The 18,737-nt window shown below is 64.1% G+C and carries 16 protein-coding genes; 6 read left to right on the top strand and 10 right to left on the bottom strand.

Features of this window, described 5'->3' with window-relative positions:
- Positions 1-18 precede the first annotated feature (18 nt).
- On the top strand, positions 19-1,206 hold the full coding sequence (locus ACSVHC_RS11705; protein ID WP_439180950.1) for a 4-hydroxybenzoate 3-monooxygenase: 1,188 nt from the start codon (positions 19-21) through the stop codon (positions 1,204-1,206).
- Here the strand turns inward: ACSVHC_RS11705 and ACSVHC_RS11710 are convergent, their stop codons facing one another.
- Genes ACSVHC_RS11710 through ACSVHC_RS11720 form a run of 3 tightly spaced genes read right to left on the bottom strand, consistent with a single transcriptional unit; the run spans position 1,207 to position 4,670 of the window.
- Positions 1,207-2,178: an aldose 1-epimerase family protein gene (locus ACSVHC_RS11710; RefSeq protein WP_439180951.1), complete on the bottom strand. Its 972-nt coding sequence runs from the start codon at positions 2,176-2,178 to the stop codon at positions 1,207-1,209.
- Positions 2,168-3,391 carry an ROK family protein gene (locus ACSVHC_RS11715; RefSeq protein ID WP_439180952.1) on the bottom strand — a complete coding sequence of 408 codons (1,224 nt, stop codon included), beginning with the start codon at positions 3,389-3,391 and terminating at the stop codon, positions 2,168-2,170. Before ACSVHC_RS11715 ends, ACSVHC_RS11710 begins: the two co-directional genes overlap by 11 nt.
- Positions 3,392-3,404: 13 nt before the next feature.
- Positions 3,405-4,670 carry an FAD-binding protein gene (locus tag ACSVHC_RS11720; RefSeq protein ID WP_437771850.1) on the bottom strand — a complete coding sequence of 422 codons (1,266 nt, stop codon included), beginning with the start codon at positions 4,668-4,670 and terminating at the stop codon, positions 3,405-3,407.
- Positions 4,671-4,874: 204 nt separating this feature from the next.
- Here ACSVHC_RS11720 and xylA point away from each other — a divergent pair, with 204 nt between their 5' ends.
- The 4 genes from xylA (at position 4,875) to ACSVHC_RS11740 (ending at position 9,990) form a co-directional block, all read left to right on the top strand.
- Positions 4,875-6,065, top strand: coding sequence for a xylose isomerase (gene xylA / locus ACSVHC_RS11725; RefSeq protein ID WP_439180953.1), 1,191 nt, complete (start codon positions 4,875-4,877; stop codon positions 6,063-6,065).
- 19 nt (positions 6,066-6,084) lie between these two features.
- Positions 6,085-7,587: a xylulokinase gene (xylB, locus tag ACSVHC_RS11730; RefSeq protein WP_437774099.1), complete on the top strand. Its 1,503-nt coding sequence runs from the start codon at positions 6,085-6,087 to the stop codon at positions 7,585-7,587.
- A complete protein-coding gene (locus ACSVHC_RS11735; RefSeq protein WP_437771848.1) occupies positions 7,562-8,647 on the top strand; it encodes a Gfo/Idh/MocA family protein in 1,086 nt (361 codons plus the stop codon). Before xylB ends, ACSVHC_RS11735 begins: the two co-directional genes overlap by 26 nt.
- Before the next feature lie 128 nt (positions 8,648-8,775).
- On the top strand, positions 8,776-9,990 hold the full coding sequence (locus tag ACSVHC_RS11740; RefSeq protein ID WP_439180954.1) for an ROK family transcriptional regulator: 1,215 nt from the start codon (positions 8,776-8,778) through the stop codon (positions 9,988-9,990).
- On the opposite strand, the gene ACSVHC_RS11745 is transcribed toward ACSVHC_RS11740, so the two are convergent.
- The 7 genes from ACSVHC_RS11745 to ACSVHC_RS11775 are packed head-to-tail and all read right to left on the bottom strand — an operon-like array spanning position 9,972 to position 17,230.
- Positions 9,972-11,111 carry a Gfo/Idh/MocA family protein gene (locus ACSVHC_RS11745; RefSeq protein WP_437771846.1) on the bottom strand — a complete coding sequence of 380 codons (1,140 nt, stop codon included), beginning with the start codon at positions 11,109-11,111 and terminating at the stop codon, positions 9,972-9,974. The genes ACSVHC_RS11740 and ACSVHC_RS11745 overlap by 19 nt on opposite strands.
- The gene (locus ACSVHC_RS11750; RefSeq protein WP_437771845.1) at positions 11,096-11,794 is read right to left on the bottom strand and encodes a ThuA domain-containing protein; all 699 of its coding nucleotides are present in this window, start codon (positions 11,792-11,794) and stop codon (positions 11,096-11,098) included. Before ACSVHC_RS11750 ends, ACSVHC_RS11745 begins: the two co-directional genes overlap by 16 nt.
- A gap of 41 nt (positions 11,795-11,835) precedes the next feature.
- A complete protein-coding gene (locus ACSVHC_RS11755) occupies positions 11,836-12,840 on the bottom strand; it encodes a sugar phosphate isomerase/epimerase family protein (RefSeq protein WP_437771844.1) in 1,005 nt (334 codons plus the stop codon).
- 12 nt (positions 12,841-12,852) lie between these two features.
- Positions 12,853-14,046, bottom strand: a complete 1,194-nt coding sequence (locus tag ACSVHC_RS11760; RefSeq protein WP_439180956.1) for a Gfo/Idh/MocA family protein — start codon at positions 14,044-14,046, stop codon at positions 12,853-12,855.
- 35 nt (positions 14,047-14,081) lie between these two features.
- On the bottom strand, positions 14,082-15,005 hold the full coding sequence (locus ACSVHC_RS11765) for a carbohydrate ABC transporter permease (protein WP_437771842.1): 924 nt from the start codon (positions 15,003-15,005) through the stop codon (positions 14,082-14,084).
- Positions 15,005-15,907 (bottom strand): carbohydrate ABC transporter permease, encoded by a 903-nt coding sequence (locus ACSVHC_RS11770; protein WP_437771841.1) that lies wholly within the window; start codon positions 15,905-15,907, stop codon positions 15,005-15,007. The genes ACSVHC_RS11765 and ACSVHC_RS11770 overlap by 1 nt, the downstream gene beginning before the upstream one ends.
- Positions 15,908-15,910: 3 nt before the next feature.
- Entirely contained in the window at positions 15,911-17,230 is a 1,320-nt protein-coding gene (locus ACSVHC_RS11775) for an extracellular solute-binding protein (RefSeq protein WP_437771840.1), read from the bottom strand.
- Positions 17,231-17,517: 287 nt separating this feature from the next.
- Between ACSVHC_RS11775 and ACSVHC_RS11780 the strand changes: the two genes are divergently transcribed.
- Positions 17,518-18,552 (top strand): LacI family DNA-binding transcriptional regulator, encoded by a 1,035-nt coding sequence (locus ACSVHC_RS11780; protein ID WP_236813675.1) that lies wholly within the window; start codon positions 17,518-17,520, stop codon positions 18,550-18,552.
- Positions 18,553-18,737 lie beyond the last annotated feature (185 nt).

Below are 18,737 nucleotides of genomic sequence, written 5' to 3' on the forward strand. Positions count from 1 at the left end.
AATGAAGCGAGGAACACTTTGGCACGCAAGATCATCACCACCCAAGTGGCCATCATAGGCGCGGGCCCGGCCGGCCTCATGCTCTCCCATCTGCTGGCCACATCGGGGATCGAATCCACGGTGGTCGAGGTCCGCAGCCATCAGCGGATCGCCGAAACCGTCCGTGCGGGCATCCTCGAACACGGCTCCGTGGCCCTGCTCGTGGAAAGCGGGGTTTCGGACCGGGTGCTGCGCGACGGCGACCGGCATGACGGGATCGAACTGCGCTTCAACGGCGAAAGCCACAGGATCGACTTCAAAGAGCTCGTGGGGGAATCGGTGTGGCTCTACCCGCAAACTGACGTCTTCCTCGACCTCGCCGCACGGCGAAAGGACGACGGCGGCGACGTCCGGTACAGCGTCACGGATACCACCATCCACGACCTCGAAGGCAAACCGAAGGTCTGGTTCACCGATGCCGAGGGCCAGGAATTCGAAATCCAGGCGGACTTCCTGGTGGGCGCCGATGGTTCCCGCAGCCACTGCCGCTTCCAGATCCCCGAGGCCAACCGCAAGTGGTACTTCCACGAATACCCCTTCGCGTGGTTCGGCATCCTCGCCCAGGCTCCGCGAAGCTCGGATGAACTGATCTACGCCAACTCCGAGAACGGCTTCGCCCTGATCAGCCAGCGCACGGAGAACGTGCAGCGCATGTACTTCCAGTGCGACCCCAAGGAAAACGTGGCCGACTGGGACGACGAGCGCATTTGGTCCGAATTCCGCAAACGCGTCAACGGAAACGGCTTTGAGCTCAAGGAGGGGCCCGTCCTCGAGAAGATGGTCCTGCCGTTCCGCAGCTTCGTCCACACGCCCATGCGCCACGGGAACCTGTTCCTAGCCGGCGACGCCGCCCACACCGTCCCGCCGACCGGTGCCAAGGGCCTCAATTTGGCCCTCCATGACGTCAAAGTGCTCTTCGAAGGCCTCGAATCCTACTACTCGAACGGTTCCAACGCGCTTCTCGAGTCCTACAGCGACCGCGCTCTCGAGCGGGTTTGGAAGGCCCAGCATTTCTCCTACTGGATGACGTCCATGCTGCACACTGTCCCCGGTTCGGACGACTTCGGCCGGGCCCGCCAGCTCGGCGAGCTCCACTCCGTGGTCTCCTCGCGCCACGCGCGGGCATACATGGCGGAGTCGTACACGGGGTGGCCGGGGGCGAAGTAGTCAGGCCTTTTCTGTGTCACCGAGCAGTTTGCGCGTCGTCAGGTACCGGATGCCCCAACTGGCTTCCCAGACCTCCCCGGGTTCCAGCCAACGCAGGCCTTCGCCACTGTTGAAGGCGTCGGCGGGAGCCGTCATCGGTTCAACCGCGACGGCGGTCACCATGCCGCCGTCGGCTGCGAACTCCGTGGTGGTAAACGCTTGGACGTAGCCGAAGGAAGCATCCATGAACATCTGGACTTGGCTGCCGTCGGGCGCTTCAAGATAGTGCAGTGAACATCCATCGTCCTCGCGGCGGACATTGCCCCACGCGTCGTCGAGGTCAACGGCGCCCACCAGCTGTCCGGCACGGAAGTCGTTCCTGGTTCCGCTGACGTCCGTGGTGATTCCGCTGGGGTTCAGGCGGTCGTCCACTTCAATGTGGGTATCGGCGTTGATGTAGAGCGTGAGTTCTTCCGTCGGCACGCTCCCAAGGCGGAGGAAAGGATGTGCACCCAGCGCGACGGGCGCGGACCGGTGGCCCTTGTTGTCCAGTCGGTGCGTGACAAGCAGCCCGTCCTCCAGGAGTTGATAACGGACCGACGTAGACAACTCGAACGGGTACCCCGACTGCGGCGAGATGCCGGCGTCGAGCGTGATGCTGTCAGCGGTCCGGGCACTGACGCTATACGGAGTGTGCGTCAGCAATCCGTGCAAGGCATTGCCGTTGCCCGGTTCGGTGATGTCCAGTTGTTGGGCGACGCCGTCGTAGCTCCACGTACCGCCAGCCACCCGGTTGGGCCACGGGACCAGGACCCAGCCCGCGCACCATGGCGGTTGGGCATCGACGGGATAGTCCTGGACCAGCGCTACGCCGTCGACGTCGAGCTCCCGCAGGCTCGCGGCGACTTCCGTCAGCACCGCGCGCTGGTAGCGGCCGCCGATGCTGGCCGTGAGTTCGAAGTGTTCGCCCATGGGCGAACTGTCAGTGGACATAGTCGACCTTACGAAGAGGAAGTGCACCTAAGGTACCGGCAGGGTCCGCAAGGAACTGCGCGAAGGCGAGTTCCGCCGCTCCTATCATCATCAGATCCGAGCCGAGGGCAGCCCGGTAGATCTTCACCTGGCCTGCCGGGCCGTCCATCGCCTGCGAGCGGAGCGAGCTGTCCAATGTCCCTGGAGACAGGGCGTGCAAGACGCCGAGGAAGCCATCCAGGACGATCGCTTCCGGATTGAAAATGTTCACCGCATTCCGCAAGGCGACGCCAAGATACTCAAGCTGGCGTGCCACTTCGGCGGCCACGGCATCGCTGCTGCTCGCGCGGAGCGCCTGCTCGAGTTGGCCCGCATCGCCGCCGCCGATCCCGGCCAATTCAAAAAGGGGCGACTGGGAGACTTCGGTTTCAAGGCAGCCCGCGGCGCCGCAGTGGCAAGGTTTGCCGGACGAGCGGACAAACGTGTGTCCAAGTTCCCCGGCGTAGCCGGAAGCTCCGCGCAGCAATTCCCCGTCAGCGATGATTCCGCCGCCGATGCCGCTGGCGCCGCCGTTGAGGAAGATCAGGTTCTTCCGGCCCGCACCGGCGCCGAAGAGGAGTTCGCCCTCAGCGCCGAGCGATGCGTCGTTGGCCGCGTGGCACGGGTATCCGGTGGCTTCGCCGAGCATTCGGGCTATGGGTTCATCGCGCCAGCCCAGATGCGGGGCGTGCCGGACCACGCCGTCGTCGCGGTTGACGAGCCCGGGCACCGCGATGCCCACGCCCATGACCCGGTACGAAGTGTCGAGCTCGGACCGCATTCCGGCGATCACTGCGGCGGCGATGTTCACGGCTTCTTTGGCCGTCGGGATCCGTTCGGTGTCGAAACGGATCTTCTTCTGGACCTTTCCCCCGAGGCCGACAAGACCGATGGTGACGGCGTCGATCTCCGGGTTGACCGCAAGGGCGGCTATGGATGGCCGCGGATGGACGATCGGGCTGGGCCTGCCCACTTGGGCTTCACCGGAAGGCGCCGTCTCATACACCACATCCAAGTTCACGAGTTGCCCTATCAGCGTCCCTACCGTCGACCGGTTCAAGCCTGTGCGTTTGGTCAGCTGGGCGCGGCTGAGTACACCGTTGTGATGGACAAGGGAGGTCAGCAGGGCCAGGTTGTTTCGCCGCGAAGGATCGGGCTCGCTTGCGGTGACGGGATGTGGGGTGGGCGAGGGCATCATCGCGACAATATCAGCTCCCAAACACCGTTCGGTCCAGGAAGTCGTTGCGGAACTTTCCGGAAGGATCCAGGCGCTCAGCCAGGGCGATGAAGTCGCCGAAGCGAGGGTACAAAGGGGCGACGGCGGCAGCACCGGCGTCGAACAGCTTGCCCCAGTGCGGCCTCGCCGCGAACGGAGCCAGCTCCGCCTCAAGCAGAGGCAGGATGGCTTCGACCGCCGGCTGGTCCTGGCGCCACGTGAAGTGCAAGCCGATGCCGTCGCGGCCGTAGTTGGCACTCAGCCAGAGCTGGTCGGCCGCCACCGTGCGGATTTCGCCAATCAGCAGCAGCGGAGTCACGACGTCGGAGAGCCTGCGCATCGTGCGGAGGGCGTCCACGGCGTGTTCACGGGGGATGAGGTACTCACTCTGCAGCTCGTCGCCTTGGCTCGGGGTGAATTCCATCCTGAAATGGGCCAGCCGGTCGGACCACGGCCCGGCAATCCCGAGCTGCTGCGTGCAGTTACTGCCAGACACTCCGGGAAGGGGGTGCCGGGCTTCCGTTGCCGGGGTGCCACCGAAGAAGTCCGATGTTTCCGGTGCCGGATCGCCGCTGCGCCTCTTGAGCCAAGCCTGGCCTACGGTCTCTCCGCTCCAGTCAGTGAACAGGCTGACGCTATACGCGGAGGAGGTTATCTGGTCGAAGTTTTCCAGGACGAGATCCCAGTTGAGGTTTTCGAAGACGCTCTGGGCGACGTCGAAGCTTGGCTGGATGTCCAGCGTCAGTCTGGTGACGATGCCGAGAGCGCCGAGTCCCACCACCATGCCGTCAAAGCCGGGGTCGCCGCGGCGCACGCTGAGAATGCTGCCGTCCGCTATGACCAGTTCAAGGCCCGCGACGGCGGTGGCCAGGTTGCCGTTGGCGTCACCGGAACCGTGCGTGGCAGTGGCGACAGCTCCTGCCACCGAAATGTGGGGGAGCGATGCGAGGTTGTGGAGGGCGAAACCCTGGCGCTGGAGCTCTGCCGCGAGTGTCCCGTAACGCGTACCACCGCTCACTGTGACGGTCATGTTCGCCGCATCCACACTGATGCCAGGATCCAGACGGTCCAGCACCACGAGGGTACCGGCCGTGTCCGCGATGGAGTTGAAGGAATGGCGGGACCCGAGCGCGCGGATCTTCTTGGCGCCTGCCACGAGCCCCTGGAGCTCCTCCACGCTCGTGGGATGGGCGAGTTGCGGTGCCTGGTAGCTGTAGTTTCCTGCCCAGTTGCGTTCCGCCACCAGCTGATCAGTCACGGTTGAATCCTTCGTTAGAGGGCTCTGCGGCCTTATTTGATGTCCACAACAACATAACGGCTTGTTAGCCGCCGCGCTAGATCTTTTGCGAACAATCCGTTAGCTGGATGAAAAATCTTGTTAACTCCAAGTGGTTGACATCACAGGGATTCGTAATATGTTGGATAGCGAAACAAACTCCACATCGACTACCCGGAGCACTCAATGACGATTCAGCCCACCCGTGAAGACAAGTTCTCGTTCGGCCTTTGGACCGTGGGATGGGAGGCGCAGGACCAATTCGGTTCAGCCACCCGCCCTCCCCTGGACACCGTGGAAGCCATCAACCGGCTCAGCGATCTTGGCGCTTACGGGATCACTTTCCACGACAACGACCTGTTCCCCTTCGGCTGCTCGGCTGCCGATCGCCAGCGCGAAATCGACCGGTTGCAGGGAGCGCTCAAGGCCACAGGGATGATCGTCCCCATGGTCACCACCAACCTGTTCAGCCACCCCGTCTTCAAGGACGGCGGTTTTACGAGCAATGACCGCGGCGTCCGCCGCTTCGCCTTGCGCAAGGTGCTGGACAACATCGATCTCGCTGCTGAACTGGGCGCCGAAACCTTCGTCATGTGGGGCGGCCGTGAAGGCAGCGAATACGACGCCGCCAAGGACATCCGCGGCGCGCTGGAGCGCTATCGCGAGGCCGTCAACCTATTGGGCGACTACGTCACGGACAAGGGCTACAACATCCGCTTCGCGATCGAACCGAAGCCGAACGAACCCCGCGGGGACATCCTGCTCCCCACCTTGGGCCACGCCCTGGCGTTCATCGAAACCCTGGAACGTCCGGAGCTCGTGGGCATCAACCCCGAAACCGGCCACGAGCAGATGGCGGGCTTGAACTTCACGCACGGCATCGCCCAGGCCCTGTACCAGGGCAAGCTCTTCCACATCGACCTCAACGGCCAGCGCAGCATCAAGTTCGATCAGGACCTGGTGTTCGGCCACGGTGACCTGCAGAACGCCTTCTCCTTGGTGGACCTGCTCGAAAACGGCGGACCCGACGGCGGCCCGTCCTACCAGGGCCCGCGCCACTTCGACTACAAGCCCAGCCGCACCGAGGACATCGACGGCGTGTGGGACTCTGCGGCCGCGAACATGCAGACCTACTTGCTGCTCAAGGAGCGAGCCAAGGCATTCCGTGCCGACCCCGAGGTCCAGGAAGCCCTCCAGGCGTCCCGCGTGGCTGAAATCAACGAGCCTACCCTGAACCCAGGCGAAGGCTACGAGCAGTTGCGTGCGGACAAGTCCGCCTATGAGGAATTCGACGCCGATGCCTACTTCGGCGGCAAGGGCTTCGGCTTCGTGAAGCTCCAGCAGCTCTTCATCGAGCACCTCCTCGGAGCGCGCTGATCCCGTGGCCGCTGCTTCCTTGAACCTTGTTGCCGGGGTTGATTCCTCTACTCAAAGCTGCAAAGTGGTGGTCCTGGACGCGGAAAGCGGTGCGCTCGTGCGTTCGGGCCGGGCGAGCCACCCGGAGGGAACGGAAGTCCATCCCGACGAGTGGTGGCAGGCTCTGTCCGCAGCGTTCGACGACGCCGGCGGCCTCGCCGATGTCAAGGCAGTGTCCGTAGGGGGCCAGCAGCACGGGATGGTGCTGCTGGACCGCGACGGCAATGTGGTGCGGCCAGCCTTGCTGTGGAACGACACGCGCTCGGCCGGCTCGGCGGAAGACCTCACCGCAGAAGTAGGGGTGGAGGACTTCGCCCGGCGGACCGGGCTGGTGCCAGTGGCTTCGTTCACGATCACGAAGATCCGCTGGATCAGGGACCACGAACCCGAAAGCATGGCGAGGGTGGCCGCCGTCGCGCTCCCTCACGACTGGCTCACGTGGCGTCTCCGCGGTTACGGCCCGGCGGACTCCAGCCCGTTGGGGCCGGACCTGGACGAGCTCACCAGTGACCGCTCGGACGCCAGCGGCACCGGTTACTGGAGCCCACTGACCGGACGCTACGATCTGGACTTGTTCAAATTGGCGTTCGGCCAGGACGCCCGGGAAGCCTCGGGCGGGTCGGCGACGGCGGCGCCCGGCGTCGTCGTTCTTCCCCGGGTGCTGGGTCCGGGCGAAACCGCAGGCCGCGTGCACCCGGCGTGTTTCGGTGGCACCGGCGCAAGCGAGGCGCTGGGTGGCGGAATCCTGCTCGGTGTCGGGGCGGGGGACAACGCCGCCGCGGCGCTGGGACTCGGAGCCAAACCCGGCGACGTCGTCGTGTCGGTGGGCACAAGCGGTACGGTGTTTGCCGTCGACTCCTCACCCGGACATGATGCGAGCGGGACCGTGGCGGGATTCGCGGATGCGAGCGGGGAGTACTTGCCCATCGCAGTGACGCTGAACGCCGCCCGTGTGCTCAGCTCAGTTGCCGCAGTGCTCGACGTCGACTTCGACGGGCTTTCCCGGCTCGCCTTGGAAGCCGAACCTGGTGCGGGAGGTGTGGTGCTGGTGCCGTATTTCGAAGGGGAACGAACCCCCAATCTGCCGCACGCGAAAGCCAGCTTCCATGGGCTCAGCATCGCCTCTACCACCCGGTCGAATATCGCCCGGGCGGCCATCGAAGGCATGCTTTGTGGACTCGCCGGAGGTCTGGACGCGCTGCGTGCCCAGGGCGGCCGCGCGGAACGGTTGCTGCTGATCGGGGGTGCCGTGCAGAACCCTGCTGTCCAACGGATCGCGGCCCAGGTGTTCGACTTGCCGGTGGTGGTTCCGAGTCCGGGTGAATACGTTGCGCGGGGGGCAGCAGTGCAGGCGGCATGGGCGCTCGCCGGGTTCCGCCCGGACTGGCCCGTTGCCCTGGACGCCACACCCGAGCCGGATTTCCGAGCTTCGATCGGGCAGAACTACAGGAAGGTCAGTGCCCGCGTTGACACCGGCAACTGAACCGCTGCTCGTCAGGACACCGCTTCTGGATTCCCTGAATCAAGACCCGGTGCCTGCATCGGGCGATGCCGTCCGGTGGGGAGTCATTTCCACCGGACGGATCGCCTCCACCGTCGTCAGCGACCTCGCGCTGCTGCCCGACGCCGTCCTGCAGTCCGTGAGTTCCAGGAACCAGGAAAACGCGGAGGCGTTCGCCGCCGAGCACGGCTTCCAGAGCGCCTACGGTGACGACGACGGGCTTCCGGGTTATCAGCGTTTGCTCCAGGACCCCGCCGTAGACGTTGTGTATGTGGCAACTCCGCACGCGAGCCACTACTCCGTGGCGAAAGCTGCCCTCGAAGCCGGGAAGCACGTGTTGTGCGAGAAGCCGTTGACCATCAACTCCCGTGAAGCAGCAGATCTGGTCAGGCTGGCCCGGGAGAAGAACCTGTTCCTGATGGAGGCAGTGTGGACCCGGTTCCTGCCCAGCGTGCAACGGGCGGCGGAAATCATCGCATCCGGCGAACTCGGCGAGATCCGGTGGCTGCAAGCTGACCTCGGATTTCCAGCGCCGCACCATCCCGAATCGCGGCTGTGGAAGCGCGAAGACGGGGGAGGCGCCTTGATGGACGTGGGGGTTTATCCCTTGACGTGGGCACTGATCAGCCTGGGACGCCCCCAGTCGATCACGGCCACGGCCCATGTCGCCGATGGCGGAGTGGATTCCGAGACCGCGCTGACCTTGTCCTACCCTTCCGGAGCCCAGGTCCAGGCCATGACCTCGTTGACCGCGGCGACCCCGCAAACGGCCACCGTATGCGGCACGAAGGGGATGCTCCGATGCAACGCCCCGCTGTTTAATCCGACCGAACTGGCCATTACCTCCAGCTCAGGCGAGCAGCGGGTGGAGAAATTCATCCTGGCCGGCCGTGGCTACACATACCAGTTGCGCGAAGTGATCCGCTGCCTGCAGCAGGGCCTTCTCGAGAGCCCCACGATGCCGCTGGCAGATACCTTGACCACGATGTCCCTGCTGGATGAAGCGCGCAGCCAAGCGGGAATCAGCTACCCGGCGGACTAGGGGAGGCTCCCCGCGGTCCCGGCGCAGGATCCATCGCCAAGCCGCGCGGCACGGTCCAAATGGCCCGCAACCTCGGATCACTGAATGATGATGGAGATCACCTTGTCAATCAGGATCCCGGAGGAAACATGTCCGCCACGCCGTCGCCCGGAAGAGTGGGCGATGTCCGCAGGCAGAACCTTGCTCTCGTCCTCGCAGGGATCCAGGGGAACGGCGGGGCCACGCGCGCCCAGCTTGCCGCGGAAAGCGGCCTGACGAAGGCTTCCGTTTCAAGCCTCGTCACCGACTTACTCGAATCCGGCCTGGTGCGGGAAACAAGTGTCACCCGCGACGGCGAACGTGGACGGCCCGGAACCGGCCTTGTCCTCAATCCGGCCCGCGGTGCCTTGGCCGCAGAAATCAATGTGGACTACCTCGCGGTGGGAGTCTTGGATTTCGCGGGGGAACTGACCTTCCACGAAAGCATTGAACGGCACAACCGTGGAAGCTTACCGTCCGATATCCTGCCGCTCCTCGTCGCCATGGCGCAGCGGGCGGCAACGAAGGCGGCGGCCGACGGCGTCGAACTTCTTGGTGGGGAACTGACCGTGCCTGGGTTGGTGGATACGGAACACAACCGGGTGCTGGCCGCGCCAAACCTGGGCTGGGCCGACGTCGAGCTCTCCGAAGAGCTGCCCAAGCTCCTGCCCGAAGCCCCCTTCGGAGTCTCCCTCTCGAACGAGGCCAATAGCGCAGCGCTCGCGGAACTCTGGTTTGGCCACGGCGCGGATCACGGCAAAAGCGAGCGGTTCCGGGATTTCCTGTACATCTCCGGCGAAGTGGGTGTTGGTGGCGGGCTGATCATCGATTCCCAACTGTTCGCCGGCCCGGGAGGCCATGCAGGTGAGATCGGCCATGTGGTGGTACATCCCGACGGCCCGTTGTGCGCCTGCGGCGGCCATGGTTGCCTTGAGACGTTCGCGGGCCAAGACGCCATATATTCCGCTTTGAGAATAGATCGGGATTCAAGCTCCCAGCAAATGGACCACTTGCTCAGCCGCCTTGCCGACGGCGATGAGCGCGCCGTGTCAGCGGTGGAACAGGCCGGGCACTACCTCGGAATCGCGGTTGCATCCACGGCGCGCGTGGCGAACATTTCCGCCGTCGTGCACGGCGGTCATTTCGCCGTACTGGAGGAATGGATCGCTCCCGCACTGCGCCGGAGCTTGGACCACCACGCGCCCGGGCTGATCCCGGAAGGAAAGCTGGCGGTCTCCGGACTGGGGCAGACGGGGGCCCTCAGGGGCGCCGCGGCAACCTCAGTCCGGAGAATATTGAGCCAGGCCTACGAACTGATTCCCTGAACCTCCGCGAGCGGGGCAGCCAAGGCGGTCAGTTCCACGAGTTCCGGCCGAGCAACCGTGCTTTCGATCGACACCGCTGAGCCGCTGCGGGCGGATGCCAACACAGATTCCATGACCTCCAGCGCATGGAATGCCAGTTGGCCACCAGCACGTGGTTCGACGCCAGCCGGGGTTGCCGCGAGGTCGGCGATGCCGAAGCCCCGGCCCGAATCGATGTAACCGGCCGAGACCGGAAGCGTCTGCCAGGAGTCGGCGCCGAGGGTGAAAAGCTCAACGTCGCCGTCGAAGTGGTTCGGATCAGGAACCACCAGGGACCCTGCCGCACCGTGGATCTCGAGGTTGGGCGACTTGGTTTTCACCGCATCAAAGCTCATCACAAGCGTGGACAGGGCGCCGGAGGCATGGACCAGGACGCCGGTCACGTGCGAATCGATGGTCACCGGAATCAACTCTCCCTCGCGCGGGCCCGAACCGATGGTGCGCGAGTTCCGTGTGTGGCTTGCTGCTCCGATGACCGAGACTACCGGGCCCAGCAACGTGACCAGGGCACTCACGTAATAGGGGCCCATGTCCAGCAGCGGTCCGCCGCCGGGTTGGTAGTAGAAATCCGGGTTGGGGTGCCAGCGCTCGTGTCCCGGCGTCACCATGGTTGCCGTGGCCGAGATCGGCGCACCGATCAGACCGTCGTCGATCGCTTTGCGTGCGGTCTGGATCCCGGTACCGAGCACCGTATCCGGCGCGCAGCCGACCACGACGCCGGCCTTCCTCGCGGCGTCGAGCACTTGCCGTGCCTCGGCGGTCGTCGCAGCGAGCGGCTTTTCCCCATACACACTCTTGCCGGCGGCGATCGCCCTCAAAGCGATCGGCGCATGCGCGGCCGGAATGGTGAGGTTCAGGACGAGCTCGACGTCGTCCGCCGCCAGGAGTTCGTCAACGGTCACCGCACGGACGCCCTCGTAAGAATCCGCGACCGCCTGAGCGCGCGCGGGATCGAGATCCGCCACGGCCACCAGGTCGATAGCCTCCAGCCGGCGGAAGTTTTTGAGGTACTGGGCGATGATGGCGCCGCAGCCAATGATTCCTACTTTTATTGGCTTGGCTGTGTCTATCGGGTTGCCCAAAGCATGCCCCTTTCGATGATCGTGCGGACGTTGCTGTCCTGAAGGATTTCCACCCGGTGTCCCGGGGTGCAAACGAAGATCCGGCCTTCGGCCCACTGCCTGGTCCAGATGGCGGGTGAGGTGACTTCCCGGTTCCACTGGTCCCATTCGCGGACCTTCTGGGTGGTGGTGGCGAGGACGTCGATGTAGTCGTCCGAGAGGACCCAGTACTGCTCGGTTACCAGCTCGAAATCGCCGATGCCCTGCGTGATGGGATGGCTCGCGGCACTCGGGAGCATATTCACTGTGTATGGCACGTAGTTGTCGGACTGCTCGCCGATGCGTTCGTCCGGGTGTTTGCCCGGGTGGCAGGCGAACTGGCCGCCGATCATGTGCAGGTAATCCGAGTTGTTCCGGTAGGAATCGGCGATGCCGCCGTGCCAGCCGGCAAGCCCGGTGCCGTTTTCGACGGCGGTGCGGAGCCCCTCGAACTCGTCCTTTTCAATCGTGGACATGGTCACGCATTGCACGATCAAGTCCACCCCGGACATATATGCCGAATCGGCATATACCTTGGGGGATTCCTCCACGCGGACGTCATAGCCATTGTCCTTGAGGAACGGGATAAAGAGTTCTGTGGCCTCGAATGGCTGATGGCCATCCCAGCCGCCACGGACCACCAGGGCGGTCTTCTTGTCAGTCATGGTTTCCTTTGCTGAGAAATAAGGCTGGATAAAACGAACGGTCAGCGGATTGAGAATGCCGCGTCGAATGCGGCGACGGGCGGGGCGATAGCGGCGAGTTCCCGAACCATGGCCAAGGATTGCGGCGCCCCGACGAGCCGGTCCATACCCGCGTCTTCCCACTCGACGCTGGTTGGCCCCTCGTAGCCGATGGCATTGAGAGTCCGGAAGATCGGCTCCCACTTCACGTCCCCATGGCCTGCGGTGACGAAGTCCCAGCCCCGCCGCGGATCCGCCCATGGAAGATGGGATCCAAGCCGGCCGTTGCGGCCGTTGAGCTGGCGGATGGATTCCTTGACGTGCACGTGGAAGATCTTCGGCGCAAAATCCTGGAGGAACATCACCGGATCCAGGTCCTGCCAGATGAAGTGGGACGGATCGAAGTTCAACCCGAAGCTCTCCCGATGGCCTACAGCTTCCAGGGCGCGCTTTGCGGTCCAGTAGTCGTAGGCGATCTCGGAGGGGTGGACTTCCAAGGCGAAGCGGACTCCCACCTCGTCGAACACGTCGAGGATCGGGTTCCAGCGGTCCGCGAAATCCTGGTAGCCACGCTCGATCATCGCCTCCGAGGCGGGCGGGAACATGGCCACTGCTTTCCAGATGGAGGAGCCCGTGAATCCCGTGACGGTCTTGACGCCGAGGCGTGCCGCGGCCCGTGCCGTCACTTTCATTGCCTCTGCAGCGCGTCGGCGCACCCCTTCGGCTTCACCGTTGCCCCAGACTTCATCGGAGAGGATGTCCCGGTGGCGCTCATCGATAGGTTCGTCACACACGGCCTGGCCCGTGAGGTGGTTGGCGATCGCGAAGACCTTCAGGCCGTTCTTGTCGAGGATGTCGAGGCGTTCCTGGACGTAGCTGTCGTCAGTGGAGGCCCGGTAGGGGTCGAGGTGGTCGCCCCAGCAGGCGATTTCCAGCCCGTCGAAGCCCCACTCGCCGGCAAGCCGTGCGACCTCTTCGAAGGGCAGATCGGCCCACTGGCCGGTGAACAGTGTGATGGGTCTTGTCATGGGGGTTCCCTCCTAGACTTTCTGCCAGCGGCTGGACTCTGCGGCGCTGCCTTCCACGGCGGCCAGCACCTTTTGCACCTGCAGGGCATCAGCGAACGACGGCGAGGGCTGCTCTCCTGCGCCGATCGCCGTCACGAGGTCCACCACTTGGTGCGTGAAGCCGTGTTCGTATCCGAGGCCATGCCCTGTGGGCCACCAATTTCCGGCGTAGGGGTGCTCGGGTTCGGTGACGAAGATCCGGCGGAAACCGGCGTCGGGGGATTCGGCGGCGTCGTAGAAGGACAGGACGTTCATCTCTTCGAAGTCGAACGCAAGGGATGCCTTCGTCCCGTTGACCTCCAGTCGCATGGCGTTCTTCCGTCCGAGCGCGAAACGGGTGGCCTCGAAAACCCCGACGGCGCCCGCGGAAGTAGCGCCGCCGTCGAACCTTGCGGTGAAAATGGCGGCGTCATCGACGGTGACCGTGCCGCGCGGCGCATCCGCGCCGACGTCGCCGTGACCGCCGAGGCCCACGAGGTCGCCGGCCAGCGGCCGCTCGTGGACGAACGTCTCCAGGAGCGCGGACACGCCCGAGATGTGCTGCCCGGTGACCCACTGAGCGGCGTCAATGCTGTGCGCTCCGATGTCGCCCAAGGAACCGGACCCGGACTTGGACTTGTCCAGCCGCCAGGTCATGGGCGCGTTTTCGTCGCTAAGCCAGTCTTGCAGGTACTGCGCCCGCACGTGCCGGATGTTTCCCAAACGGCCCTGCTCGACCATCCGCTTGGCGAGGGCCAACGCGGGAGTGCGGCGGTAGCTGAAGCCGCACATCGAGAACACTCCGCGTTCCGCCGCGGCCTGGGCGGCTTCGGTCATGCGCTCCGCTTCCGCCACCGAATTGGCCAGGGGCTTTTCGCAGAGCACGTGCTTACCGGCCTCAAGGGCCGCGATGGCGATCTCGGCGTGCGTGTTGCCCGGGGTGCAGATGTCGATGAGGTCAATGTCGTCCCGTTCGAGGAGCCGGCGCCAATCAGTCTCCACGGATCCCCAGCCGAGCTTGCCCGCGGCGGCCCGGACGCCGTCGTCGTTCCGGCCGCAAAGCGCGGTGAGCTGGGGGTCCAGCGGGAGCTCGAAGAACCGCGGCGCTGTCCGCCAGGCGTGGGAGTGGGCGGCACCCATGAACGCGTAGCCGACCATGCCGACGCGTAAGGGCTTTGCGGTGGTCATTGAGTTTCCTTTCGTGAATTTCAAAAGAGCGTTGGCTATTTGCTGAATCCGGCGGTCAGCCCGCTGAGCAGCTGGCGGCGGGCCACCACATAGATGACCAGCAGCGGAAGGGTTGCGAGCACCACGGAAGCCAGCACGGCGGGGATGTTGACGCTGAATTCGCCCTGGAAGGTCCACAAAGACAGCGGAAGCACGCGAGTGGACGGGCTCTGGGTCAGGATCAGCGGGAAAAGGAAGCCGTTCCAGACTCCGAGCGCGTTGTAAATGCCCACGGTCACGACTGCCGGCCGCGTCATGGGCAGCGCGAGGCGCCACATCATGGCCCAGTCCGAGCAGCCGTCGAGCCGCATGGACTCGAACAACTCGTTGGGAACGTCGCGCATGAAGTTGCTCAGGATAAGGACGGAGATGGGAATGGCGAACGCGATGGAGGGGAGGATCAACGCCAACAAAGTGTCATAGAGATGAGCCTTCGTGATCATCCAATAGATGGGGATGATCGTGGCGTGCAGGGGAATCGCCAGGCCTAGGAGGAACGTGTTGTTCGTCCACGCCAGGAACCGGCCCTTGCCCCGGACGATCGCGTAGGCGGCCATGAACGAGACAAAGAGTGCCGGTACAACGCTGCCCACTGTGACGATCAGGCTGTTGGCGAAGTACATCGCGAAGTCGTTGTCCAGGACCAACTTGTAGTTGTCGAGGGTCGGCTCGGTGGGCGGCATCATCGGGTTCGAGGTGAAGAACCCGGCTTGGTTCTTCAGGCTGGTCACCACCACGTAGTAGATGGGAACGATGATGATCGCCAGCCAAAGCCAGCCGCCCAGGCCGCCCAGGTAATTGGGACGGAGCCGGCCGGGCCCCTTGGTCCGGTTTGCTCCGAGGCCATGCTTGCGGCCTTGCTTGTTGCTTAGCGCGGTGCGCCTTGCCGGCGGTGCAGGAATCTGGGTCGTGGAAGCCATCAGGCACCTTCCAATTGGCTTGCGTTGCGGTTCTTGCCACCGAGTCTTTGCAGGAGGAGGGCCAGGGCAAGGCCGATCACCACGAGGATGACGCCCAGGGCGCTCGCCGCTCCCATGTCGTTGGCCTTGAAGCCGGTCAGGTACATGTGCAGCGGAAGCAGCCGCGTGGAGTAGCCGGGGCCTCCGCCCGTGAGGACGAAGACGAGATCGAAGTAGGCAAGTGAGCCGACCACCATGAGGGTGGAGGACGTGATGATGGTGTACTTCAACTGGGGCAAGGTGATGGCGAAGAACTGCTGGACGCGCCCGGCGCCGTCGATTTGGGCCGCTTCATACAGCGACACCGGGATCTGGCGCACGCCGCCTTGGTAGATGAGCGTGTGGAACGGAACAAACTGCCAGGCGATCACGAAGACGACGACGAACAGCACCAGATCCGAGTTGCCGAGCCAGTCCTGGGCCAGGAATGGGAGGCCCAGGCCCGGGCCAAGGCCGAAGTTCGGGTCCAAAAGGGCCTTGTAAGCGATGGCGACGGCCGCGGAGGACAGCAGCAGCGGCACGAAGTAGAGGACGGCGAGGGCCGCGCGGTATTTCTGGGATGCGGACGTGAAGACTCCGAGGAGCAAGCTGATGGGAGCCTGGACGATGAACGAGAAGAACATGATCTTGGCGGTCACCCACAGCGCATTGCCGGTGACGGGATCAGTCAGGACCGTGGTCCAGCTCGACAAGCCGTCCAGCTTGATTTCGCCCAGCCCGTCCCATTTGGTGAAGCTGAGGAAGAGCACGCCGAAGAGCGGGATGATGGCGAAGAGGAGGAAGAAGACGAGGGCTGGAGCGGCCAGCCACCCCGACGGGCCCTTTTCAAGGACCCGCCGGGAAGAACCGGTTGAGGTAGACACTGGTTATTTTCCGATCGTGGCGTTCATGGTTGAGACGAACTGATCGGGGCTGATCTTCTTGAGGAAGATCTGGTCCAGGTTCGCCAACATGGCGTCTCCCTGGGCGGGGCTGAGGGCCTGGTCCCAAGAGAGGGTGAAGCTGGGGGCGTTCTTGGCCATGCCGTACACGTAGCTCAGGAAGTCCTTGTCCGGCGATGCGGCCAGCTTGCTTTCGATGCCCGTGGTCACGGGAACGGCTCCGGAGTCGATCAAGGATTGCGTGTCGGCGTCGGTGAACATGCCGCTCTTGACGTAGTCGAGTGCAGCTTTCTTCTGGCTGTCAGTTGCCTTGGAAGAGATCGACCAGAAGTTGGAGGGGTTGCCCACGACGTTGGCCGGATCGCCCTTGCCGCCGGAAACGGCGGGGAAGGTGACGTAGCCCAGCTTGCCGTTCTTGACGAAGTCCGCGGCGTCCTTCTTCATGCTCTGGTAAATCCAGCCACCCTGCAGGATCATGGCGGCCTTGCCGGTGTAGAGGAGGGCCTGGTCCGCGTTGCTGTCGGCCGCGATGGAGGAGAAGCCGTTGGCGAATCCGCCGGCGTCCACCAGGTTCTGGATCTTGCTCAGGGCTTCCTTGACGGCCGGATCGGACCAGGCGCCGGGCTTGTTGGCGGCGATGTTCGCGAAGACATCGGGTCCGCCGATGCGCTCCACCAGGTATTCGAGCCACATCAGGTCAGGCCATTTGGACTGGCCGCCCAGGGAGAAGGGAGCGATTCCTGCAGCCTTGAACCTCGGCACCAATGCCATCAGCTCGTCCCAGGTCTTGGGGGCCTGCGCGCCGATCTTGTCGAAGACTTCCTTGTTGTAGTACAGAACGACGGGCTGCACGTTGTTGTTTGGCAGGGCATACGTCTTGCCGCCGATCACGCCGTTCTTGAGCACGGACGGCAGGTAGCGGTTCTTGACATCCGGGTTTGACGCTACGAAGTCCGACAGGTCGGCCACCTGGCCGGCGTCGACATAGGACTTCAGGACGCCGCCGCCCCAACCGTAAATGAAGGTGGGTCCCTGGCCGGCGCCGACGGCGGTGCGCACCTTGGTCTTGTACGCGTCGTTCGCGAAGAAGTCGAGCTTGACGGTCTCGTCCGGGTGGGCTTTGTTCCATGCATCAATGGACTTCTGAAGTACGGGCTGGTTACCGCCCGTAAGGCCCCACATGGTGGCCGAATCGGCGTTTCCTGCTGAACTTGCCGGTCCACCTGATCCGCAAGCTGCGAGGGAGATCGATACGGCCGCAGCAGTGGCGGCGATCGCCGCTGAGCGCAACGTGAGTTTTAGCATTTGCAATTCCATTCGTCCTCCGGGCTCGACGCTGATTGCCCGGCTATTGGTTTCGGGAGTCCGGCCTTCGGGGAGCGAGGCTGCACTGCCGCTGAATATGCTTGATCCGAATCTTCGAAATATTTCGACAATATTTTCGGTCCGTTAGGCAAATTTAGCTGTGGTGTGGGTCACCGTCAAGGCAAATCAGACATAAAGTTCAACTCTTTTACGAAATGGCGATTGACTCTGCTGGCCTCGCCGCTCAGACTTAGGTCAACGAAACATTTCGAAAGAGTTGAGGATCCATGGCCAGCAGCGAAAGTCCCGCCAAGGTGACATTGGCCGCGATCGCCCGGGAAGCGGGCGTCTCGATGCCGACCGTCTCGAAGGTGGTCAATGGGCGCGAGGACGTTGCGGCTGATACACGTGCCAAAGTTCTGACCGCTTTGGAGCGGACGGGATACAAGTCGCCGCTTCAGCGAAAGAACACAGCCAGCCGCCGGCCCGTGGTGGAGGTTGTCTTCGACACCCTGAATTCGGCGTATGGAGTGGAAGTGCTCAATGGCGTGTTGGAGCACGCGGCCGCCTCCGACGTCGAAGTCCTGCTCAACATCACCGGCCAGCAATCGGCGTCGAAGCTGAGCCTCGAGCAACGGGCGCAGCGGATCGTCGACGAAGGCCGCAGCGGCATGATCGTGGTGACCTCAGCGTTCAGCTCGGCACAATTGGATCCATTTCGACGGCGGCAGATACCAATTGTTGTCATCGACCCGCTCAACCCGCCGCCGGGTGACGTGGTCAGCGTCGGTGCCAGCAATTGGGCCGGAGGCAAGGCCGCAACGGCCCACCTGCTCGATCTAGGGCACCGCAGGATCGCCTATCTGGGCGGGCCGGAAGCGGCCGAGTGCAACCAGGCCCGGCTGCACGGCTACATGGCGGCGCTGATGGCGAAAGGGGTGCCCGTCGAGGAGCGCTACATCCTGTCGGGACCCTTCCGCTCCGAGAACGGGGTGGCGGGAATGAAAACGCTGCTTCAACTCGAAGAGCGCCCAACGGCAATCTTCGCTGCAAGCGACAGCATCGCCTTGGGCGTACTCGCCGAGGCGCGTCGGCAAAAGATCCGCATCCCGGAGGACATCAGCGTGGTGGGATTCGACGGAACCTACCAAGCGGAGGAATCGGTCCCTCCGCTGACGTCCGTATCCCAGCCGCTGCAGGAGATGGGCCGCGCCGCCTTGCGATTCGTCCTACGCCAAATGCGGGGTGACGCGGTGGACTCGCGGCGGGTGGAGCTCGCTACGCACCTAGTGGTCCGCGAATCCACGGCGCCGCCGGCGTAGGCATGTCCCTCCCGATCCTCGCTCACTTTTGGGGGTGTTTTCGCCGACGCGCGCTCACATCTTCAAGCCCAACCGAGGAAATGATCCGCGATCAGGTGCAGCGCCGTTACGGCCTCGACGTGGACAACCTAGGCGTGATGCGTCGGTGGCTGCTGCCCTGACGAAAGCCGAACGGGACCTGCATC

The organism is Arthrobacter sp. KNU-44 (assembly GCF_051843155.1).
GTDB lineage: Bacteria > Actinomycetota > Actinomycetes > Actinomycetales > Micrococcaceae > Arthrobacter.